The sequence below is a fragment of the Pedobacter sp. genome (assembly GCF_965249885.1).
In the GTDB taxonomy this organism is placed as follows: Bacteria; Bacteroidota; Bacteroidia; order Sphingobacteriales; family Sphingobacteriaceae; genus Pedobacter.
Window position 1 is genome coordinate 3,618,462 of record NZ_OZ252254.1, and the last position, 24,227, is coordinate 3,642,688.

At 41.3% G+C, this 24,227-nt stretch carries 14 protein-coding genes; 9 read left to right on the forward strand and 5 right to left on the reverse strand.

What is annotated here, in order from left to right:
* Positions 1-5: 5 nt before the first annotated feature.
* From ACY2A0_RS15425 to ACY2A0_RS15445, 5 genes are all read right to left on the reverse strand, one after another.
* Positions 6-1,238 (reverse strand): glycoside hydrolase family 5 protein, encoded by a 1,233-nt coding sequence (locus ACY2A0_RS15425; RefSeq protein ID WP_461791610.1) that lies wholly within the window; start codon positions 1,236-1,238, stop codon positions 6-8.
* Between the two features lie 3 nt (positions 1,239-1,241).
* Positions 1,242-3,086 (reverse strand): glycoside hydrolase family 2 protein, encoded by a 1,845-nt coding sequence (locus ACY2A0_RS15430; protein WP_461791611.1) that lies wholly within the window; start codon positions 3,084-3,086, stop codon positions 1,242-1,244.
* Between the two features lie 241 nt (positions 3,087-3,327).
* The gene (locus ACY2A0_RS15435) at positions 3,328-5,193 is read right to left on the reverse strand and encodes a 7TM diverse intracellular signaling domain-containing protein (protein ID WP_461791612.1); all 1,866 of its coding nucleotides are present in this window, start codon (positions 5,191-5,193) and stop codon (positions 3,328-3,330) included.
* Between the two features lie 830 nt (positions 5,194-6,023).
* Complete coding sequence (locus ACY2A0_RS15440) at positions 6,024-6,761, reverse strand: SDR family NAD(P)-dependent oxidoreductase (protein WP_461791613.1); 738 nt, start codon at positions 6,759-6,761, stop codon at positions 6,024-6,026.
* 87 nt (positions 6,762-6,848) lie between these two features.
* Positions 6,849-7,253 (reverse strand): helix-turn-helix domain-containing protein, encoded by a 405-nt coding sequence (locus ACY2A0_RS15445; RefSeq protein WP_461791614.1) that lies wholly within the window; start codon positions 7,251-7,253, stop codon positions 6,849-6,851.
* Between the two features lie 625 nt (positions 7,254-7,878).
* Between ACY2A0_RS15445 and ACY2A0_RS15450 the strand changes: the two genes are divergently transcribed.
* From ACY2A0_RS15450 to ACY2A0_RS15490, 9 genes are all read left to right on the forward strand, one after another.
* Positions 7,879-8,748, forward strand: coding sequence for an AraC family transcriptional regulator (locus ACY2A0_RS15450; protein WP_461791615.1), 870 nt, complete (start codon positions 7,879-7,881; stop codon positions 8,746-8,748).
* Positions 8,749-8,911: 163 nt separating this feature from the next.
* Positions 8,912-10,303 (forward strand): MFS transporter, encoded by a 1,392-nt coding sequence (locus ACY2A0_RS15455; protein ID WP_461791616.1) that lies wholly within the window; start codon positions 8,912-8,914, stop codon positions 10,301-10,303.
* A gap of 55 nt (positions 10,304-10,358) precedes the next feature.
* Positions 10,359-11,570 (forward strand): glycoside hydrolase family 130 protein, encoded by a 1,212-nt coding sequence (locus ACY2A0_RS15460; protein WP_461791617.1) that lies wholly within the window; start codon positions 10,359-10,361, stop codon positions 11,568-11,570.
* A gap of 11 nt (positions 11,571-11,581) precedes the next feature.
* Positions 11,582-12,766, forward strand: a complete 1,185-nt coding sequence (locus ACY2A0_RS15465) for an AGE family epimerase/isomerase (protein WP_461791618.1) — start codon at positions 11,582-11,584, stop codon at positions 12,764-12,766.
* Positions 12,767-12,921: 155 nt separating this feature from the next.
* The gene (locus ACY2A0_RS15470) at positions 12,922-15,915 is read left to right on the forward strand and encodes a SusC/RagA family TonB-linked outer membrane protein (protein ID WP_461791619.1); all 2,994 of its coding nucleotides are present in this window, start codon (positions 12,922-12,924) and stop codon (positions 15,913-15,915) included.
* Between the two features lie 12 nt (positions 15,916-15,927).
* A complete protein-coding gene (locus ACY2A0_RS15475) occupies positions 15,928-17,568 on the forward strand; it encodes a RagB/SusD family nutrient uptake outer membrane protein (protein WP_461791620.1) in 1,641 nt (546 codons plus the stop codon).
* A gap of 104 nt (positions 17,569-17,672) precedes the next feature.
* The gene (locus ACY2A0_RS15480; RefSeq protein ID WP_461791621.1) at positions 17,673-20,789 is read left to right on the forward strand and encodes a polysaccharide lyase family 8 super-sandwich domain-containing protein; all 3,117 of its coding nucleotides are present in this window, start codon (positions 17,673-17,675) and stop codon (positions 20,787-20,789) included.
* Positions 20,790-20,857: 68 nt separating this feature from the next.
* Positions 20,858-23,014 carry a polysaccharide lyase family 8 super-sandwich domain-containing protein gene (locus ACY2A0_RS15485; protein WP_461791622.1) on the forward strand — a complete coding sequence of 719 codons (2,157 nt, stop codon included), beginning with the start codon at positions 20,858-20,860 and terminating at the stop codon, positions 23,012-23,014.
* A complete protein-coding gene (locus tag ACY2A0_RS15490; RefSeq protein WP_461791623.1) occupies positions 22,986-24,164 on the forward strand; it encodes a glycoside hydrolase family 88/105 protein in 1,179 nt (392 codons plus the stop codon). The genes ACY2A0_RS15485 and ACY2A0_RS15490 overlap by 29 nt, the downstream gene beginning before the upstream one ends.
* Positions 24,165-24,227: the final 63 nt, after the last annotated feature.

A 24,227-nucleotide genomic window follows, 5' to 3' on the forward strand; every position in this document is an offset into this window, starting at 1 on the left:
TTGGTTTATTTGGTCTGGGTTGGTGTTGCTATATTAAGACCGAGCGCCTTAATGTAGCCTTGGTTAGGGATGCAGTTTTTGAATTTTATGTTTTCCAAATATTGCTTTAGCGTTGCTTTAATCTCGGTTCTATTAAGCTTTATTTCTCTGATTTCCTTATAAGAACCGCGATTGTTTTCGGCGTAATCAATTATAGTTTGATAGTTTTCTGGTAACTGCACCGAGATAATGTTCTTCGGATTATCGAGCTTTTTATAGGGCCAAAAATGCCAGCCTATATTGTTCTTTTCCAGCAAGCCTCTAAATTCGGTTACCCACTCGTCGGTATTTTCTCCGGTTTCGCCAATGTAGATTGGTACGTTGTACTTCTCTCTAAATTCTATGAAACGTTTGATGGATGCGTAATTCGGCTGGTCACCGTATTTATGAAACGTATAAACCGCCTTACTATCAAAAGGCTCGGAGAAGATGGTAAAGTTTGTATTCCATTGCGCACCACCGTAAAAAATGATATGGTTTTTATCTACGCTTCTGATCGCAGTGGTCAATTTTCTGTATAATGGCTCAATTAGACCATTTAAAGTCTTAGTGTCAAAGTAGTGAGCGACAGGTTCATTCAACAAATCATAGCCTATCACCATTGGTTCTTTAGCATAACGTTTGGCAATCTTTGTCCAAATTTCAATAGCTAAGTCTTGGTTTCGCTCATTTTCAAATAAAAACGGATAACCATAGCTGTCATCTATATTATCTCCTGTTTGTCCACCAGGAGCGCAATGCATATCTAAAATCACGTACAGTCCTTCTTGTTTGCACCAGTCAATAACTTTATCTAGTAAATCGAAACCTCTCGTAGCATCACTGATGCCCATATAACTTTCGTTTGTAAATAGTTTATAATTGAACGGTACCCTAATGGAATTTACGCCTGTGTTTTTTAGAAATTTGATGTCATCTACAGTAATGTAATTCTCCAAAAAAGTTGCCCAGAAATCGGCGGCTTCCGCAGGACCAACCAGTTGGCTAATCATATCATGTATTTGAGATGGCGAATTCGTTTTTTTGAATTTGAACATATATCCTTCTGGCACTAACCAGTTGCCCAAATTGGTGCCTTTGATGAGAAAAGGATTTCCGTTTGCATCTACGATCTCTTTTCCTTTAACACTGATAAATTTTTCCTTCGCCTGCAAGGTGGAACATAACCCAACTAACAGTATAAAAAATAGTTTCTTCATAAATTATTTTGTTTTGCTTAGTTCGTCGTAATAGGCTTTAAGTACGTAGAAGGCCTTTTTTTTGTTACCTTTCTGGTCGTAAAGACCTTTGTTATTCCAGCCTTCTTGATAAACTGGATTATTTCTTCTTGGTGACCTGAAATCAGCTAACAACCAAGGTGATATGCCTACAAAATTCGAGGGCATTCTTTTCAGCATAGCCACCTGTTCTTGGTAAAACCATTCTTGAAACTCTTCGCTCCATAGCTGATTTGCGTTTGCATGATAACCACCGAGAGCTTCGGCACCTGTTTCGCTAATAAATAGGGGTTTTTTATAGTGTGTACCCCAGTTTGCAGTACGGCAACTTTCAGGAGTTCCTCCATACCAACCCAAGTATTGATTAAATGAAACGATATCTACATAGGCGCCAAGTGGATCATCAATCCATCTCATATTTTCTTCGGAGTGGTAATTGACTTCAAGTGCTGCCGAAACGAGTCGAGTAGGGTCTTTTTTTCGAGCTTCTTCCAGCAAGTTCTTCATGAAATTCGTTCTTGTCTCGCTTACAGGAGTTTCATTCCCAACAGACCAAATAATGATGCTGGCTCTATTTTTATCTCGATCAATCATTTCATCCAGTTGCACTTTTGCTTTATCAAATACATCTGGGTTTTTGAAGTCTATGGTCCAATACACAGGAATTTCCGACCAAACCAATAATCCCAAGGAATCCGCTAATCTTGTCATCTTTTCATCGTGGGGGTAGTGTGCTAGACGTACCATGTTGCATCCAAGTTCTTGAGCCCATCCCAATAATTGAGCGACATCTTTTTGGCTATGTGCCCGTCTAGCTTCCTGAGGTATTTCTGCATGTATGCTAATTCCTCTTAAAAATATCGACTTTCCATTTAGCATTATTTTCTCTCCCTGAACTTCAATATTACGGAAGCCAATTTTCTCTGAAATCTTATCAGTACCTAAAGTGTAGGTCACATTATATAGTTTAGGGTTTTCTACACTCCATTTGGTTAGTTTTTGGGCATTAAAAGAAAACGAAATTCTTCGTTCCGAGGTAACCTTCAGTTTCTGAGAGATCTTTAATTCTGGAATATCAATGCTCACAATGTCATTTAAAGCTGCATTTGAAACTTCAACCCAACCCTGTATTTGATTACTGGTGCTGCTTGGCTTCGCTAAATGAATAAAATAGTTGCTGATGTACTTATTTGGGACTTCAACTAACGATACATCTCTAATGATACCTCCATAATTCCACCAATCGGTATTTAGTGTTGGTATTTCATTAGCGTATCGCCTATTATCAACCTTAACCACTAGGAAGTTTCCATTTGCTTTTAAAATCGAGTCCGGAATCTCGAAGTTGAAGGCACTAAAGGCGCCTTTATGTATGCCTAGTTTTTTTCCATTCAGGTAAACATCTGCACGGTAGCTAACTGCGCCAAAGTAGAGGTAAAGCTTGTTCGTTTTCGAGGTTTTTTGATAATCGAAAGTCTTCTTATACCAGACGGTTCCTTCGTAGTATAAGAATTTGTCGGCCTGGGAGTTCCAATCGCCAGGGACATTTAGCGTATACTTGTCGTTGTAGCCATGTTCTTTTCTATCTAAAGAGTGAGCCGGCTTATCCGTATTCCAATAAGCTTCTGGGTCATTTTCATTTCTTTCTATGTATCGGTAATCGTAAAATCCAGTTTCGTAACTGTCAACAATATATTGCCATTTGCCATTAAGACTTGTTGTTTTCCGTCCGGTGATATTGGTTAGTAAAGGTGCACTGTTTACACTTAGTTGTTGAAGTGTTAATACGACTAATAGTACCCATCGTAGATGTAGCTGCTGCTTGATCACAAAATTATTTGCTTAGGTTTATACTTGGTTAATTGGAATGCATTGCAAATATATCCAAGTATTAATCAATAAAACAAATAAAAAATATCATAAATAACTGATAATCAAATTGTTGAAATGATTTTAATACGCATAAATACCATTTGGTATTTTGAGTTATGATATTGATTTTCAAGGCATAAAATAGCCTATGAATGATTTGTTAAAAAAATTTTAACACGCTTCGAAAAAAAGTGCTTTTTTAATTTAAAACTAACTTGCTCCAGCCGTCTTGACCTGCATTTTTAAACTCTTGTTTTCTTTCGGTCATTAAACCGCGTACTTTATTCAAGTTCGACCAACATGTTGCCTGTCTAATTCCGAGTATTTCGGCAAGCTTATAAGAAGATATTTTGCCTTTGGTGACATATATGATATACACCATGTAAAACGCTTTGTTTAATGGAATTCGACTGTTCTGGAATATAGTTCCGTTAATTACCGACTCTTCGTAATCGCAGGCCGTACATCGTTTACTATAACTTTGGTGACCTTGATAGAAGGTGGTGTTTTTGCAGCGCTTACAATTGAAACCATGTTGCAGTTTTAAATCGCTTAAAAATTTGAAACAGGTTTCATTGTCGGGATAGATTTTAATGAATTCCTCGTAACTCATCATTTTAGACATTACCCTAGCTTCTGTTACTTCAGTAATGTCCTTTTTAAGTTTTGTGTTATCAACGGAAAGCAGCTTATTCATCTGCTGAATTTCTTCAGCTTGTTGCAGCAGTTCCTGATTTTGCGCTTCAATAATCTCCGATTTTTCAAGTACTTCTTTAGTCCTTCTGGCAACTATTTGTTCTAACTCTTTATTCAGTTTATCCTTTAATTCCTGCTTGGATTCAAGTTCTTTAATTATACGACGCTGGGCCTTTTCTTTCTTCTTCTTCAATAGTCGTATGTTATCTCCGATAGCGAAAGTCACAAAGAGCATTTCCATGATCAAACAAAAACTCAGGCTGTAAAAATTAATAGGTCCAAAGGGCATTTTGCCCACATTTAGCACTTTTATAATCCTGATAACAATACCTAACAAGATAAACGAATAACCTGCTACGAAAAATCTGGCAGGGTAATATCCTTTACGGTATACATAGATTCCTGCCAATAGTGCTAATGAAACAGGTATGATTTCAATGAATTTATAAACAAATAAGTGGTTGTTTATAAAAAGACAACAAAAGAAGAAAATCGTCCTTAAGATAAGATAGTAAATAATTAATTTATCGATTAAAGGTCGCTTTTGCTTGAGATGTAAAAATTCTCTTGTAAAAAGCATACTGAAACTAACCGCCATGTATAGTGCTACTCCATATGCTATTTCGTTCCATTCTGGATAGCTTGGCCATAAGTATTGAAAACCTGTGCCATTGGACGAAACCTCATAAAGTCCTATGCTTAGATTGTAGACCACGTAATATAAATACTGTTTTTGTTTTACTGCAAAAAACATAACAAGATTATATAGACAAAACACTACGATCATGCCATACAGCAATCCCAATAACATGTATTCCTTTAGCCCATATTGTATAAACCAGTCTATTTTCTTAAGTACAATCATTACAGCAGCTGGCTGTTCGGTTTTGATAGCGATATAATAAGTATGGGTGCCTTTTAAGTTCCTGTTTATATTGAATGTGAAGTTTTTATGATGCAACTCTCTTCGTTCAAAATTAAGCTTTGCTCCAAAGTCATAAAGGTTATATTTTCCACTTTCAGTGGGTTCGTATAGATGTATGTTGTCAATAGTTTGATCGTAGAATTCTAATAGAAAAGCGCTATTATTTTCGACACCGTTATCTAGATTAATACGATACCAATAGGTTGACTGCCGGTGAGTAGCTTTGGGAACGAAAGTTTTGCTACTGGTAAAAGATTCACTTACGCTTTTTGACGACACACCTTCTATGCCGAGTTTACCGGTCTTATCTTCAAACAAATAGATTTCTTTGTAGGAAAATATATGTTGGTTAATTGAAGGATTTAGGCTTACGGCCTGTTGGGCGTGTGATGTTTGGCTTAGCAACCACGCAAACGAGATAAGCAAGCACAACGGTAGTTTCAAAATTGTATTTCGGTTAGTTTGTTACGATTTGGCAGTTAAAGTTATTAAATAAATGACAATTTTTTATTTAATGAATTCATAGTGTAGATTTCGGTAAAAGTAGCCACTCCATTTCGTTCCAAACTGACCACCTAACCTAATGCTCAGCTTTTTTGAACCCAACTTACAAATAGTTCAAGACACCTATTTTCCGATCCACGGAAGTTCCGATAGTAAACGTTTCGAAACTGCTTTTGCTACGCAAAAGGCATGATTGCCCACCATCAACTTCGAAATCTCACGGAGAAATCCAACGACATCCAGACAGGCCACAATCTTTTGATTTCAGTGAATTTTAAAGCGCTATAAGGCATGAAAACTATGCGGGCAAACCATCAATCCAGAACACTGTTTTCAACACTCAAAACCCTTTAAAATCAGTCAAATGGTCACTTTTAAGCGAAATCAGGTGGCCATTTTGGAGCGTAACAGGTGGCCACTTTGCAGTAGAAAAAGGTGGCCACTTTCAGCAGAACCCACAGAAGTTAAAGTTTAACTTAGAAGATAATAAAAGTATTGATATGAAAAATCAGCTGCAGAATCAACTGATTTTAGAAGCTAAGAAGAAATTTAAACCCGTCATAAATTTCGAAATAGATGAATAGCAAAGGGGGTGGGCCTAAGGATTATGTTGCCAGATACAGATAAAGTAGGAATGCAAATGCGTGACCTTTTAGTGGCCGTGTCGTCAAATGAGGCACTAAAACGCGTAGTTGTAGTGATTTTAACGTGACGGTACGTATTCTTGCTTGTATATTTTATCAACCTCATTCAAAATTAACTTACTCATCTCAGAAAATTGAGTTGGGGTATATTTCCCCTTTATGACCAAGATAGGCATCGTATATCTTCTTGGCTCCATTTCTTGGGTGAGGAAATAATAATTTTGCTACCCATTTCAATAATAATGGCATCCCGTTGCTACCAGTCATTTGTGTTCTATTACCACCGGGACAAGCACTTCTAATTTCTATCCCTTCTAATTTCATTGTCTTTGAAACCTCTTTTGTCCACAAGGTTAGAGCCAGTTTTGAAAGCGCATAAACACCAAATAGCTTCCTTAGACTTTTAGGATGTTCAAGCTCTTCTAGATCAAAATGTTTTACTGTTAGTATGACGTTTGAGGAGACGTTAATGATGGTCTTGTCAACGCCTTTCTTTAACAGATTTTTCATTTCCATAGCGATAATATACGGTGCGACGGTGTTTACCTCATAATGCAATTCCCTGCCCTGTTGCGAATATTTAAGTTCACCATTGCCTACGCCCGCATTGTTGAACAGCACATGGATGCTTCTCTCTGTTGCCTTTATCCGATCTAAAGCGGGTTTTAAACTTTTAAAGTTACTAATGTCTGCCTTGTAGATCCTTAGTTTTTTCCTTTTTATAGCCTCGTCTATAGTGATTTCGTTCTGGGGAAAACCAGATCGTATCAAAGCGATAATTTCCCAACCTTCGGTTAATAATTTTTTTGTAACTTCAAATCCAACTCCAGAACTTGATCCGGTAATCATGGCTGTTTTTTGCATCGTTTGTTTCCATTAAATGAATTAATGATGCAAAGCTAGCTTAGAACTGTAAAGGCAAATAGTGTTGTTTTCTGTTTTAAATGTTTTTTACATTTGATCAGACAGTCCTTTATTGAAGAAATAATTCTTTCGAAAACGCAATGGTGTGGTGCCCGTGTATTTTTTAAAAAGTTTGATAAAATTGGAAGGTTCATAGTCAAACGTATAGGCTATCTCTCCAATCGATTTATCGGAGCTGATAATTAGGTTTTTACATATGTCGATAAGTTTTGCCTCAAAAATACTACAAGGTGATTTTCCCAGCACTTTCCTTACTGTATCACTTAAGTGGTTTGGATCTATAAACATCAACTCTGCAATCTGTCTGATACTGATAGCCGTTTCTACATTTCTATTATTTAACGCTGCTAAGTGTTTATCCAATTCCTTTAAGAATATATCTGCGATCTGCTTTTTACGAGGAGAGATATAAGTCGTTTTCTGATATTCCATAGTTCTGCAAAAATGTCTCTACAATTACCGTTGTGTTTTGGGAATTACCTAAGTTGGTATATTGACGGCGCTTATTTAAGCTAAAGTACAAAAGTTGATAGAACTATATGTTTTCAATTTTCAATTAGATACTGCTTGTAGAAATATGTTTTGATCGTCCATGACAGTGCAGGACAGTTGCCCGATCAGATCTCTTTAATTTAGTATACCAAATTATAAACGGGATATCTATATCGTATGCGAGCTTTTTTCCTATTAGTCAGGTCTATTAATATTAGTCTTTTTAGCATTCCGACAAAAAGGCTCAGGGATCTTACGCCACCTTGCTTATGGAGGCTGAGCTCTTTTTTTTATGAAGAGATTCTAGCTACGGAAACTAAAGGAATTTGCAAAGTCGCCACGTTGGATATTTCAAGCAAGGAGTGTGTAGCTACCTATTTAGGAACATCGTCATCTCATAGCATTAATATAAACAATAACAGTTTAATGAGATTAGCTGCTGGAAAATTTACCATGCAGCTCATTTGGTTGGAAGCGGGAGGGTCGAGACTCTCCGCTTTTTTTACCCCCTTAAGGATTACCGGAAATAATTAGATTGATTTAGGTGATAAGATATGATCAGTTTATGAATACGCAAAGAGAGATTACGCCACTGACCCAGTACGATTGCTTTACCTTATTTTCTAGGACAAAAAAACAGTTCGATTTTCCGTTGCATTACCATGATGAATACGAGTTGAACCTCATCCTAAATGCAAAAAATGCCAAAAGGATTGTGGGCAACCATATCCATGTGATCGATGACCTAGAATTGGTTTTTTTGGGGCCTAATCTGAGCCATGCGTGGTTTACCCATGAGTGTAAGTCGGCTGAGATCAAGGAAGTCACCATTCAGTTTCATAAGGATCTTTTAGATGATACCATGTTGGGTAGGAACCAGTTGAGTTTTATGCGCAACTTTTTTGAAAGATCGAAAAAGGGGATTGCATTTTCTGAGGATACCATCAGGGCGGTAAAGCCGCGTATACTTGGTTTATCACAGAAGAGCGGTTTCGATTCGATTTTAGAACTTTTATCGATCCTTCACGACCTGTCTATTTCTAGGAATATGCTGACCCTTTCAGACGCAGCCTTTAATAACGAAAATTCCAACTATAACAGTAGAAGGATTGAGAAGGTATTCGATTACCTCAATCTCAACTATAGCCAGGAAGTAAAACTGTCAGACGTGGCTAAACTCACCAATATGCCGGAAGTTTCCTTTAGTCGTTTTATTAAAAAGCGTACTGGAAAGACATTTATAGATAGTTTGAACGAAATAAGGGTTGCTCACGCAAGCAGGCTGCTTATTGATACGACGAACACAATATCGGAGATTGCCTACAGTTGTGGCTTTAATAATATCTCCAATTTTAACCGTGTTTTTAAAAGAAAGAAAAATACGACCCCGAAGGAATTCCGGGATAATTATTCGGGAACCAGGGTATTTATATGATATCGTTGGAGAATGATCAACAGTGTTTTTGTATTATACTTTGATAAAAATCTACTGGCTGAATCTTTCCCATCCGACTACTTTTGAAATCCGTTAGCCGTTGTGGTTGGCAGGTGCCCCGGCGAATTTGAACCATCAATAGATCAATGACTAGACGAAATGTATGAACGAAAAAATAACACTTAAAGAAAAGATTGGATATGGGTTCGGCGACTTTGCTTCGTCCATGTTCTGGAAGATATTTTCGGTTTACCTACTCTATTATTATACCGACGTTTTTGGCATTTCGGCAGCGATTGTGGGCACCATGTTTTTAGTTACGCGGATTTGGGATACTGCACTTGACCCGATCATTGGGATAATTGCGGATATGACAAATACTAAATGGGGGAAGTTTAGGCCATATTTATTATGGGTGGCCCTACCGTTCGGCATTATAGGTGTGGCGACTTTTGTAAGTCCGGAGTTGACTTCAAGCGGGAAGATCGCCTACGCGTACGTCACTTATACTTTGATGATGATGGTGTATTCGGCGATCAATGTTCCCTATGCATCGCTGATGGGGGTGATGACAGCTAACATCAAAGAGCGCACGGCGCTATCCACGTTTAGGTTCATCTTTGCTTTCGCAGGAAGTATCTTGGTTTTGGCAACTGCCGAACCACTGGTTGACTGGTTTGGAAATGCAACAGGTGCAGATGTGCAGACCGGATGGACATCCACCATGGTCGTCTATGCGATAATTGCAGCTGGACTATTCTATTTGACTTTTGCTTGGACGCGTGAAAGGGTAAGCCCGCCGAAGGAACAGAAGACTTCTTTAAAAACGGATCTGAAGAATTTGGCTACTAATAAGCCTTGGTTTATTCTTTTGGGCGCAGGTGTTTCTACCTTGATTTTCAATTCGCTGAGAGACGGTTCGGCCATCTATTATTTTAAATATTATTTTGCCGATCAGCAGGCTTTCAAGTTGCCCTTTAATATCATTATAAATTATAGTACACTTTATTTGGTATTGGGACAGGGCGCTAATATCGTCGGAGTAATATTGGCCAAACCAGTCTCTGATAGGATAGGCAAGAAGAGGACATTTCTTTATGCGATGCTTATAGCAGCGTTGCTGAGCTGTGTGTTCTATATATTTAAGGACACCGATCTCACTTTGATCTTTCTTTTCCAGGCTCTGATAAGCACCTGTGCTGGAAGTATTTTTCCGTTGTTATGGTCCATGTATGCCGATATTGCAGATTATTCTGAATGGAAATCAGGCCGTAGGGCTACCGGATTGATCTTTTCGTCATCCTCCATGTCTCAGAAATTAGGGTGGACACTGGGGGGAGCCCTCACAGGATGGCTGCTGGCAATCTATGGGTTTGAAGCTAACGTGGTACAATCCGCTGAAACGAAGGCTGGGATTAGAATGATGTTGAGTTTTATACCTGCAGCAGGTGCATTGCTATCTGCCGGGTTTATCACATTTTATAAACTAAGTGATTCTCTGATGTTTTCCATCACAGAGGAATTGCAATTAAGAAGAAGAGGCGATGAGAGGTAAATTTCCTCAAAGAAATTTATTCGCGATAAATAATAACGATTTTATACAATAGAGCATGACATCCATTTTTAGAAACCGTATGGAACAGCTTCAGGAAGCGCAGGAAGCGTTGTTGAGCAGGGAAAATCAAATCGAAGCCGAGGGCAACGGAATATTCAGCAGATATAAGTATCCAGTGTTAACTGCAGATCATATTCCATTAACATGGAAATACGACTTCGATTCGGAGTCCAACCCATATTTCATGGAACGTATCGGAGTCAATGCGGTATTCAACGCGGGGGCAATCAAGTTCGATGGAAAATATGTATTGGTGGCTCGGGTCGAAGGAGCGGACAGAAAGTCTTTTTTTGCAGTTGCAGAAAGTGATAATGGAATAGATGGGTTCAGATTTTGGGACCAGCCAGTTGTTTTCGATACTTACCAGGGAGCAGATACCAATCTATATGATATGCGTTTAGTGCAGCATCAGGACGGTTGGATTTATGGACTGTTCTGTACCGAAAAAAGAGATCCGAATGCACCGAATGGAGATCAAACCGCTGCCGTGGCACAATGTGGCATTGTTAGGACCAAAGATCTTAAGCAATGGGATCGTTTGCCCGACTTAAAAACTACATCTTTGCAGCAACGTAACGTGGTGTTGCATCCCGAGTTCGTGGATGGAAAATATGCCTTTTACACTCGTCCGCAGGATAGTTTTATCGAAGCTGGAAGCGGTGGCGGGATAGGATTTGGATTAGCAGAAAATATGGAATATCCGTTGGTCGAACAGGAAGATATTCTTTACAGAAAGGAATACCACACTGTTTATGAAGCAAAGAATGGGCAGGGGCCAGCACCGATTAAAACAGAAAGGGGATGGCTTCATCTGGCGCATGGCGTAAGGAATACTGCCGCTGGCCTACGCTATGTCCTTTATGCTTTTATGACCGACCTAAAGGATTTGACCAAGGTGATCTATAAACCTGGTGGTTACTTTTTGGCACCAGAGGGAGAAGAAAGAGTTGGCGACGTTTCTAATGTGGTTTTCTGCAATGGTTGGATTGTCGACAATGATGGCAAGGTGTTTATTTATTACGCTTCTTCCGACACTCGCATGCATGTAGCCATTTCTACCGTTGAACAGTTGGTTGATTATGTTGTCAACACTCCCGAAGATGGTTTAAGCTCAGCAAAATCGGTGGAAAAAATTATGGCATTGATTGGTAAGAATAAGAACTCGGTCTCCAATAGGGAGGCTAAGGCAGTATCGGTCAACAGCTAGGATCGGAAGTTATGAACGCGGAGCTATTAAACGAATTCGAGCAGGAACTATCCAATATCTTGGAATATTGGTCTACTGTGGCGCTAGACGTCGAAAATGGTGGGTTTTATGGTCAAGTGGAAAATGATAACGTTGTGGTGCGGGATGCCGACAAGGGTTCTGTATTGAATGCCCGCATCCTATGGTTCTTTTCAGCTGCATACAACTATAGCCGTTTGCCTGAGGATCTGGAGTTGGCAAAGCGTAGTTTCGACTATTTCTCGCACCACTTTATTGATAGGGAGCACGGTGGTGTCTATTGGTCGATCGATGCACAGGGCAATCCCAAAGATGCTAAAAAACAAGTGTATGCCATCGCCTTTGCCATTTATGGACTGGCCGAATACTACAAGGCTAGCCACGACAAGAATGCATTGAGCCTAGCTATAAATTTATATGCTGATTTGGAAAAATTTAGTTATGATCCTATCAAACAAGGTTATTTTGAAGCATTTTCAAGCGACTGGTCTCCCTTGGAGGACCAGCGGCTGAGCGACAAGGACGCCAATGAGAAAAAAACGATGAACACGCACCTGCATGTGCTGGAAGGCTATACTAACTTGTACCATGTGTGGCCTGAAGATCATCTGCGCAAACAACTTGAAAAGCTGCTCGCCATATTTGGCCACCGAATTATCGACCAAAACACCCATCATCTAAAGCTCTTTTTCGATGAAAATTGGCGATCTAAATCTGAGGCAATTTCTTTTGGTCACGATATCGAAGCAAGCTGGCTTTTGTTGGAAGCTGCCGAAACCATAGGCGATGATTCGCTGGTGGATCATTTTGCGAAGATTTCCATAAAAATGGTAGATGCGGCAATCAAAGGATTTGATGAGAAAGGTGGAATGAATTATGAAACGGAAAATGGACATTTAAACGCAGAGAAACATTGGTGGGTTCAGGCAGAGGCACTGGTCGGTCTGTACAATGCCTATCAGCTTACGGGTGAAAAGGGATATAAAGAGCAGTTTGACCACTGCTGGGCATTTGTCAAAGATAATTTGATAGACCATCAGAATGGTGAGTGGTTCTGGGGAGTCAAAAAGGACAATGCGATGATGCCCGGACAATATAAGGTAGGCCTATGGAAATGTCCATACCACAATGGTAGGGCCTGCCTGGAACTAATCACGAGAATGGCAGCGTCGAACTGATATTTTCGTACTTCAAAACGCTAAAAACGTATTATAAAAGAGATAAATGCTTAACTAAATTTGAAACCATCCAATAAATCATCTGGGAAAAGAAATAGTAGATTCTACGAAACATTTTTCTCCGGTGATAACCTAATTAACCAAGTATAAACATTATGAAAAAAAGAATTACACAATTTGTTGTGGATGGGTGTAAGCAGGGTCTACTCCTGTTTCTCATGCTTTGCTACACCTTGGGTCATGCCCAGAACACTACGGTAACGGGGAAAGTTATCGACGCCAATGGCGGACCTCTAGTTGGCGTAAGCGTAAAAGTTAAAGGATCCCAAGTAGGTGCATTAAGTAATCCTGAAGGTAATTTCTCCATCAATGTTCCGAATCAGTCCGCTGTACTCGTTTTCAGTTTTTTAGGAATGAAACCTAAAGAGGTTGCAGTTGATGGACGTGACGTACTCAATGTAACCCTGGATGAGGATGCGAGTAGCCTGGATGCGATAATGATAGTGGGCTATGGTACACAATCGAAAAGAGACGTTACCGGATCTATTTCTTCCATCAAACAAAAGGGGCTAAGAGATGTTCCAGTAGCCAATGTATCGCAAATGATAGAAGGTAGGATACCTGGGGCGTACGTGACTACTGGATCAAATAAACCTGGTACCACTCCAAGTATAACTATTAGGGGTAACAGATCATTTAGAGCGAGTAATGCTCCATTATATGTGGTAGATGGTATTCCTTTAAATGATGCGGTCACGGATTTTAACCCGAGCGATGTAGTATCTATAGAGGTGCTAAAAGATGCCTCCGCCACAGCAATTTATGGTTCTAGGGGTGCAAATGGCGTTATTCTGGTTACTACAGCTCGTGGAAAGGCAGGGGAGACCAGCGTTAATTATAATGCTTACTACGGAATCACACAGGTTGTGCGTAAAGCAGATGTATTTAACGGAGAAGAATATGTAAAGTACATGAGAGATGCGGCGTTGAACGTAAATCCTCCAATTACAAGTGACAATCTGATTTTCAATTCCGACCCGACAGTGGAGCTAGCTTCCATTGCCCAAGGGCGATATACGGATTGGCAAGATCTTCTTATCAAAAAAGGCCATACCCAAAACCACGAGCTCAGCGTACTAGGAGGTACGGAAAAAACGAAATATAACTTTTCATTGGGATATTTTAATGATGAAGGCTATTTCGTCGGACAGGATTACACAAGGTATACTGGGAGAGTAAATCTAGATCAGAACTTAGGTAGCAGAATAAAGATAGGCGCATCTATTCTTGCTTCATATTCAGAAAATAACGGTGCAGGTTACAATCCGTATGGCGTATCGCTGATCAGCTCACCGTTGGGGGTACCTTATGATAGTGCGGGAAAATTTGTAATCTATCCGATTAATGACTCAACTATGCCCAATCCCTTAGTAGGTAAGGAAAAGGATAAGTTTATAAATTTGGAGAAGCGTATGCGGATCTTGGGAAGTTTATTCGCAGAGGTGGAAATTCTTCGTGGTCTTAAATATAGATTTAATTTTGGGCCAGATCTTAGGAACGCTCGAAGTGGCAACTTTAACTCTACTACAATTCCAGTTGGAATTTTGCCGACGGCGAGTACCTCAGAAAGTTTTTGGTTTTCTTACGCGCTGGACAATCAGTTGACTTATGATAAGACCTTTAAAAAGCATAAATTAAATGTAACAGCATTATATGGCATTCAAGAGAGGAGGAACGAAAGTTCGAATATTTCCGTAAGCAAACTACCAGTTGAAACTACAACCTATTTTAACCTTGGATCCGCAGGAACAATCGATCAGGTAGGAAGCGGCTATTCGAGATGGGATATCCTTTCCTATATGGGCAGGATCAACTATAGTTTTGATGGGCGCTATTCCCTTACCCTTACGGGCAGGGCTGACGGTTCTACTAGGTTCGCACCCGGAAATAAATGGAGCTTCTTTCCAACGGCAGGTTTTGCTTATAATATTTCGGAGGAAAAATTCCTGAAAGATGTACCCTACTTGAGCAACCTAAAGTTAAGACTATCGTACGGTTCCGTAGGTAATGAAGCAGTTTCGCCTTACGAAACACTGGCACAACTATCTCGTACGCAATACGATTTCAATGGAGTTGCCGCTTACGGGTTTATCCCAAGTAATGTACCTAACAAGGATCTGAAATGGGAAACATCAACTACGGGTAATATTGGATTGGACTTTGGTTTCTTTAACCAGAAGATCACTGGTACCATAGAGGCTTACCAGACCACTACTACAGATTTGTTGATGGACTATGCTTTACCTTACACTACTGGCTTCGACAAGGTGGTATCCAATGTGGGTTCTACCCGTAATAGAGGTTTGGAGTTCTCTTTGTCCACCCAAAATGTTTCCTCGAAAAATGGCTTTCAGTGGAGCACGGATATCACCGGAGCATATAACAAGGGGAAAATTATAGAGCTATCGTTAGGTAAGGTAGATGAGGTTGGCAGTGGCCGATTTATTGGCAAACCACTTAGTTCATTTTATGATTATGAAAAGATTGGCATTTGGCAGAAAGGTGAAGAAGCCCAAGCTGCACAATTTGGGAGTGCCGTCGGTCAGATTAGGGTGAAAGACCAAAATGGAGATGGCAAGATTACAGCCGACGATAGGACAGTTCTTGGACATTCTGATCCAACATTCACTTTTGGGTTCAATAATAATTTTTCTTACAAGGGATTTGATCTGTCTGTATTTGTAGTAGGTGTCCAAAATAAAATGATTAGCAGTCCGCTTTTTACGGGTAATACAATTGCCCTAGGTGGAAGATATAACCAGTTAGATGTTGACTATTGGACACCAAATAATCCAACGAATGCTTATCCTCAGCCCCAGAGAGGTCGAAATGTAAACTCAGTTTTATTCGTAAGTAGTCTAAAATATTTTGATGGCTCATTTATACGTATTAGGAACATCAACTTTGGATATAATATGTCTGAGAAAATATCTTCAAAGATTGGCGCAAAGTCCTTTAGAGTTTATTTCAACATCACCAACCCATTTGTCTTCTCACCATACGTTCGTGACCACAAAGGTATCGATCCAGAGATAATGGATAATCCGGCTACAGTGAATTATCAATTGGGTCTAAATGTTAAATTTTAATTTAAAGTAATTATGAAAAAGATATATATCGTAATTGTGGGTAGCTTGATGCTCTTTTCTTCTTGTGAAAAATTATTGGAAGAAGATGTTCGAAACAACATATCCAATTTATACTATGAAACACCAGCAGGAGTTGAAGAAGGGGTTAAGGGATGTTATAGTCAGCTCAGAAATATTCACGGTAAACAGTCTATTAACTGGATGACTAATTATGCGGACGAATATACCAATGGTGGAGCTGATGGTATTATGAACGACTATCTCAATACATTAAATCCGTCGCATATAACTTTTCGAGAATATTGGACAACTTTGTACGCTGCAATAAATGCTTGCAATCAGGTAATTGTAGCAGCACAAAAAGCAGATATGCCCTCACAGTTAAAGAACACAAGAATTGCCGAACTCAGGTTTTTGAGAGCACATCATTTCTTTTTATTGGTGCAGGCCTATGGACCAATTTCCCTTCCGCTAACGCCTACTGAAAGTGCTTCCAGTGAGGCGAAAAGAAGTCCTATTTCAGAAGTATACGCAGCTATTATAGCTGACTTGAACTTTGCTGTTACCAACCTGCCTGAAACTACTCCCGACTATGGAAGGGCAACAACGTGGGCAGCAAGACACGCATTGGCAAAAGTATATTTGGCAAAGGCCGGTACCTCGATTAGGGAATCGACTGACTATTCCAAAGCGGCCACATTGGCCAAGGAGGTTATCGCGTCAAACAAGTATAAGTTATTGCCAGATTTTGCATCTATTTTCTTGCATGGAAGAAATGATGAGGTGATTTTTTCATGCCAGTATGATGCTGATCCGCTTTTTGGCGGTACAGCGGGAAATAAAGGTAATAATAACCATGTGTTTTTTACCACAGATTATACCAGCCAACCTGGTATGCAGCGTGATATTGCTAATGGAAGGCCTTACAACCATTTTAGACCAACCAACTATATGTTAGGCCTATATAATAAGCAATATGATTCGCGTTTTGACAAATCGTTTAAAACGGTGTGGTATTGTAATAAGCCAGGTACTTATACCATTAGTGGTAAATCTGTAACGATGGCATTAGGCGATATTGCATTTATAATGACCGACTACGAACCTACTCAGGCAGAAAGGAATGCGGCTAGGTATACTATCATATCACCAAGTCAGCAACACGGTACCCTTTTTCCTCAGTCTTCAAAGCATCTAGATGCCAATAGACTTGATGTCAACAACCTGAACGGATTTAAGGACGCAATTATCTACCGCTTGGGTGAGACTTATCTGATTGCTGCAGAGGCACTAATGATGGACGGTAAACCGGCAGAGGCTGTTTTTTATGTAAATGAACTAAGGAAAAGGGCTGCAAAAGTTTCAACCGATCCAGCGGTAACGGCTGCCAATAGGCTTGCAATGGAAGTTACTCCGGCACAACTGAATATAGACTTCATCTTAGATGAGAGAGCTAGGGAGCTTAACGCAGAAAGCCACCGATGGTATGATTTAGTAAGAACCGGTAAATTGCTCGAAAGGGTAAAGCTGTATAACACACGTGCCGCACCTAACATCCAGCCTTTTCATATATTGCGTCCAATTCCGCAAGCGCAGATTGACAGAGTGCCAGGAGGAGCAAAAAACTACCCTCAGAACGACGGATACAATTAATATCGTTTTGGTTAGCTGATGCGTACCCGAACTGGGGCGCATCAGTTTCATTTTTTTCTCGAACCACTAGGGCTTTCGCCCCTAGAGAAGTATAACTAAATTTTATGAAAAAATATATCATCGCCGCACTTGCGTTGGTGGTTTTGGGCAACATGACCTCGCTAGCGAGTTTTGCGCAAACGAACGTTGCGCTCTATAAAACCGTTGTTGCCCAGAGCGTAGAGGACGCCACACCGCAATATGCAGCCACTAACGTCAACGACGGTAATGTGGCCACCAAATGGTCTTCGCACGGTTCCGACTTCAAGCAATGGATCTATATCGACCTGGGAAGGGGTTATAAAATAAATAAAGTCGTGCTGAAATACGCCGATAACTATTGTCCGAATGCATATCAGGTGCAGGTATCGAACAATGCTACCACATGGTCATCCATTTACACATGGGGCGGTGGAACTACATTCAGAACAACCGACGAGATTACACCCTCCGGTACAGTAACCGCACGTTACGTACGCTTTAGTGGTAACGGACGTGGCACCATACCCCAGGGCATGACATCAAGGTATCGTATTGCCGAATTCGAAGTTTTCGGGCAGGATCCCGAACCGCTTACTCCTCAACAACAGGCAAGTATAAATACCATAGCCCAACGTCTGGAACAAAGGGAACTCGCTGTTGCATTTGATGTGACCAGTGTGACCAATGCCTATAATGCTATGCTGAGTGATGGCACCTGGAGCGACGTAGATTATACAACCGTTGACCAATATTTTCGTCCGGGCGTACATTTGAACAGGTTGAAGGATATGGTAAGGGCATATCGTATGCCCGGAAACCCATTCTATGATTCTGCTGATATGTTGGCCAAGATCAAGTTGGGCTACGATGGATTCTTGACCAAGAATCCCAAATCAAGCAACTGGTGGTACAATGATATCGGGGGGCCGCAGAACTATATGGTTCCCCTGCTTCTGCTGAAGGGAAAGATGCCCCAAAGTGAACTGGTGAATTATTCCGAACGTTATCTTCGGGATCAGGTCAACTCGTTTTTGGGAGATGCCAAAAACCTCGCTTGGGTGGCCAATATCAGTATCTACAAGGGATGTATAGAGGATAATTACAATTTTATAGATCAGGCATTTAAGGCCATTTATTCGGTGCTCGTCATCGTTCCGGTGCAGGGAGATGAAGGGGTAAAAAGAGACTACAGCTTCCATCAACACCATGCCCAGATACAATCTGGAGGTTATGGGATGTCGATCCTTACGGATTTTGCAAATGCCATAGAACTGTCAGAAGGCACGATTTTCATCAATTCCATTACCTCGCAAAACAGGCAGGTATTGTCGGATCTGCTACTTCAGGGACATCAGCTGCTCGCTTATCGCCACACCATGGACTTTGGCGTATCCGGTAGGGGGATAACTTTTGAGGCGCCGACAAATTATGCGACTGTTCCGGTAAACGTACTGGAAAGGATGAAAGCTATCGATCCAACTAAGGCTGCAGACTACGATGCATGGATTTCCCATACTGCTGGAGCACCCTATCCTACGGCCTTCCGAGGCAATAAATATTTCTGGAATTCGGATATCATGACCCAACGCGGGGCCAACTACTATCTTTCGGCAAAGATCATTTCAAAACGCACTTATGGTACCGAATCAATCAATGGTGAGAATGTGAAAGGCTATAACCTCCCATTGGGCGCAACCAATATCCTTGCCGATGGATTTGAGTATGACCGCATCTACGCCGTTTGGGACTGGACCAGGGTGCCGGGAACGACTGCAGAAAGAAACCAATCCGCCACTGCACTGAGCGACTATCTCATTGGAACTAACCAGTTCGGGGGGGCGGTAAGCAGCGGTCAGTCCGGTGCGATTGCTTTTGAAAGCGACTATAGGAACTTGCAGGCTAAGAAAGCTTATTTTATGATGGGCGATGCCATGCTTTGCCTCGGTACCGGCATCAATGGCAATTTTTCTAATCCGGTCAATACGTCTGTAAATCAGGCCCTGCTTTCTGGCAATATTACCCTGAACGATGGAAATACACAGGTATTAAGTGGAAATAGCACTACCTCAAATAATATACAATGGGTGCATCACCGAAATGTGGGCTATATTTTTCCTTCGGGCGGAAACGTGACGGTACAGAACGAACAGCAGAGCGGCAGATGGAGGGATATCCATTCTTTAGGTTCGACAGCTACCCAACAAAAAGATGTGTTCAGTCTGTGGCTGGATCATGGAAACAATCCTAGTAACGCAAGCTACAGCTATATCGTGGTTCCCGATAAAAATTTGGTCGATTTCGAGGCTTCGGTAAACAATCACGGTTTCGTTGTCGTACAAAATAACAGTAGCCTACAGGCCGTAAGGAATGATAGGGTTAATAAATATGCAGTAATTTTCTATGCCCCGGGAACGGCCGACATGGGAGATGGCACCATTATTTCTTCGGATAAGAAAGCTATCGTACTGCTAGAAAAAGAAGTGACAGGCTATAAGGTAGCTGTAGCTGACCCTACGCATCTGGAAACAACAATAAGGGTGACTGTCAATAAAAACCTTTCTGGGCCCAACGCCAGCTATGCTGCGGGCAATACCGATATTATCGTGGCGTTGCCATTGGCAGAATACAGGGGAAGCAGCATTGTCAATACCTATGTAGACTCAACACTTCCCGTAGCACTTGCAGACTATACCGCCGTTCGCCAGGGAAATTCAGCTAAGCTCGCTTGGACAACGATGTCGGAAAGTGATAACGATAGATTTGATATCTTCAGATCGGCAAATGGTGGGGAATACATTAAAATTGGCGAAAAGAAAGGTGCCGGAAACAGTGCTACCCAGAATAACTATACATTTTATGATAGACAGCCTGCAAACGGCGTAAACTACTATAAGTTGCAACAGATTGACAGGGATGGAAAGACCAACGATGCAGGCTTAAGGTCCGTTTCTTTTACGCTTGATGAATTAGAGGTTAAGCTATTTCCGAACCCTGCATCACAGGTAGTAAACGTAACCTTTGGCATCGGTATTTACCGCACGATAGAATTGGTTGATCTGCAGGGCAAGGTGTTGGAAACTAAGCAGGTAGCAACAGAAGGTCAGGCCTCCTTTTCGGTGGCGAACTACCCGGCGGGAGTATATTTCATCAAATTAAAAGGGGATTCGGAAACCAAAGCTAAAAAATTGCTCAAGCTTTAAACTATAGAAATATACGATGTTGATTTAAACTTCATATGCATAATGCATTGAATATTAATAAATAAAGAATGGTCAGAAGACTTTTTATCATTATCTCAATTTGGCAATCGGTTACCACAAGTTGTATCACGGTTGTTGGACAACAGAAAAAAATACAGACCGTGCGGGACGATGTAGGGATTATTTCCCAACGTCTGGCAGAAGATTACCTGAGAGAACGAGTGGATGAGATAAGGATCAAAGAGACAATGGAAAGCCTAAGGGCAGATGGTAGCTGGGCAGGCACGGATTATACTTCGGTGTCTAATGATTTTCCGGCAGGCGAACACCTGAAAAAGCTGAGACTGCTCGCCATAGCCTATGCCAAAAGTGGCAGTGCCTTTTACAGGAATGATCGGCTGAAACAAAAGATTTTGTTGGCGTACGATTACTATCTCGGCAAAAAGCCCAAATCCCGAAATTGGTGGTTCAACGAAATTGGTGCACCACAGGATTATCTGGTCGGTTTATTACTCATGAAAGCGGAGATCCCCGAAAGGGATCTTCGCTATTATTCTTCCTATGTTAATGACCTTACGGATAATCCGGCGCATCGTGGAATGAATAGGGTTTGGGTATCTGCAATTACCATCACCAAAGGCTGTGTCGAAAACAATGAAAAATTAGTCGATAAGGGTTTCCGTAGCGTCGCCTCGACTTTGATTATTGCAGAGGAACAGGGCATAGAGGGCATCAAAATCGACAATAGTTTTCATCAGCACCGACCGCAACTATATTCCGGAGGGTACGGAATGGGTTTTGCCGAAAGTATAGCATCAATCATGGCCCTTTCTTCAAATACCTCATTCAATAAAGCTTTTTCTGTCGAAAACAAGAAGATTTTTTCTGATATGCTGCTTTACGGCCACCAGCTGTTGTCTTACAAAGATGCTGTCGATTTTGGTACGATCGGTCGTAATATCTCCCGTCCGGGGGCTATACGTTCCATAGATCCAGTTGTTCTGGAAAAGATGGCCATTAATGATAGGAGCCGGTCCAATGACTTCACAGCATGGAAGGGCCACCTGGAAGGAGCCGATTTTCCGCCGTCGTTTCAGGGCAATAGGTATTTCTGGAAATCGGATATCATGACCTATCATGGACCAGATTATTATTTGTCCGCCAAAGTCATTTCAACGCGTACCAACGGGACCGAAATGCTCAACGGGGAGAACCTAAAAGGGTATAATCTTCCACTTGGTACCACCAATATACTAAGAACAGGGCAGGAGTACAAAGATATCTTTCCGATATGGGACTGGACACGGGTTCCAGGGTCTACGGCGGTGATGAACCAGTCGGCGGCCGTTTTGCCTTGGTATCTTTTTGGAAGCAATGAATTTGCCGGTGGAATAAGCGACGGTAAGGTTGGCGCAATTGCCTATCAACATTCCTATAACGGTGTGCAGGCAAAAAAAGCGTATTTTTTTGCCGATGGAAAGATGTTGTGCCTAGGTGCGGCAATTAACGCTATCAGAACGCAGCAAGTGGCCACTTCTGTCAATCAGTGTTACCTGGTCGGCGAGACAACATACGGCAGCGAAGCAGATCTAACGGGAGTAAAACTTAACGACAGTCTGAAGACGATTACGGGCAACAAGCTACAGTGGATTTATCATGATGGCGTAGGTTATAGCTTTCCCAATGGCGGAAACATTACCCTGAAAACTGCAGTGCAGACAGGTAGTTGGAACTCGATTAATGCATCCGGTAGCAAAGAGTTGATCAGCAGACCCGTTTTTAGCCTATGGTTGAACCATGGTACTTCACCTCGGGATGATAGTTATTATTATATAGTTAGTCCGGAGCATAGCTTAGAGGGTTTTAGGGAAAAGGCCCTACACCAAAAATTCATGGTGATCCATAACGATAAAAATGTACAGGCGGTAAAATGTGGGGAGAAATATTTTGTTGTAATGTATAAACAAGGCAGGGTTGATTTGGGCAATGGGCTTAAACTGTCCTGCGATGGTCCGGTAATTCTGATGCTGGAGGAGAAGGATAACGGCTATCAATTTTTACTGTCAGATCCGATTCAACAGCAAGAAGGCTCGAACATCACTATCAATAAGCTGCTCAACGGTCCCGATGCTGTCCAGGAAAACGGAAGCACAACGATCGCTTTCAAGTTTCCCAAAGGAGGTGGTTTGGGTAATAGTGCGGGCAATTACTATAAAAGTAAATAAGCCTTTAAATAAACGTAAAGCAAAAAAAATATTAAATAAGCATATGATCAAAAAAGTTTTAGGAGCGATATTTATCTGTTTTCTATTTGCAAACACCATAGCCTACGGTGACGGAAATCGTAATCCAGATTCTGTATTGAAGGTGATGAATAGGGTAGCTCATTGGCAGATGAAGGAGTGGAAGGAAGGGCGTATCATCAAACTTCCTAAAACAGAGTGGGAAAATGGTGCAATGTATACGGGATTTATTGCGCTAAAACAGATCGACAACCAGCCCGCCTATGACAGGTTCCTATACAATATCGGAGAAGAACTGGACTGGAACACCGGCCCGAGCAGACTATTTGCGGATGATTATGTTGTTGCACAGATGTATGTGGCCATGTATATGGAACACAGGGAGCGGAAGATGATCGCCAAATGGCAACAACTGGCCGATACCATTGTGAAGAGACAGTTCAGCGAGCCGCTCAAGGTGGTACCAAAAATCAACCATAGGGAGTGGGCATGGTGCGACGCACTTTTTATGGGCCCCCCGTCCATGGCGATGCTTTCCAAGGCAACAGGTGATTTGAAATACCTTAAGAAGGCGGATACCTTATGGTGGAAAACCTCCGCCTACCTATATGATCAAAAGGAAAAGCTCTACTATCGGGACTCTAGGTTCTTTGAACGTAGGGAGGCTAATGGCAAAAAGGTCTTTTGGTCTAGGGGCAACGGCTGGGTGTTAGCTGGTTTGGCGAGGATGATGGACAATATGCCCAAAGATTTTCAAAGTAGGGGCAGATACCAGGAGCAATTCAAGCAAATGGCCAAGAAAATAGCGAAACTCCAGCAGCCTGATGGCAGCTGGCACTCCTCTTTGTATGATCCGGTAACCTTCAATCTAAAAGAATCCAGCGGTACCGCTTTTTTCTGTTATGGTTTGGCCTGGGGCATCAATAAGGGGCTACTTTCGAAAAGAAAATATCGGCCCGTGGTAGAAAGGGCCTGGGAAGCATTGTTGTCCTCGGTCCATCCCAACGGTAAGCTGGGCTATGTTCAGCCCATAGGCGACAAGCCCGTTAAGGCCGGATATGACAGTACGGATGTGTACGGTGTGGGCGCTTTCCTGCTCGCCGGATCAGAACTTTATAAACTTTACAAGTAAACAATATACATTGGCAGATAGCCAGTAACAATGATACCAATGCGATTAATTAGCCGAATCCTT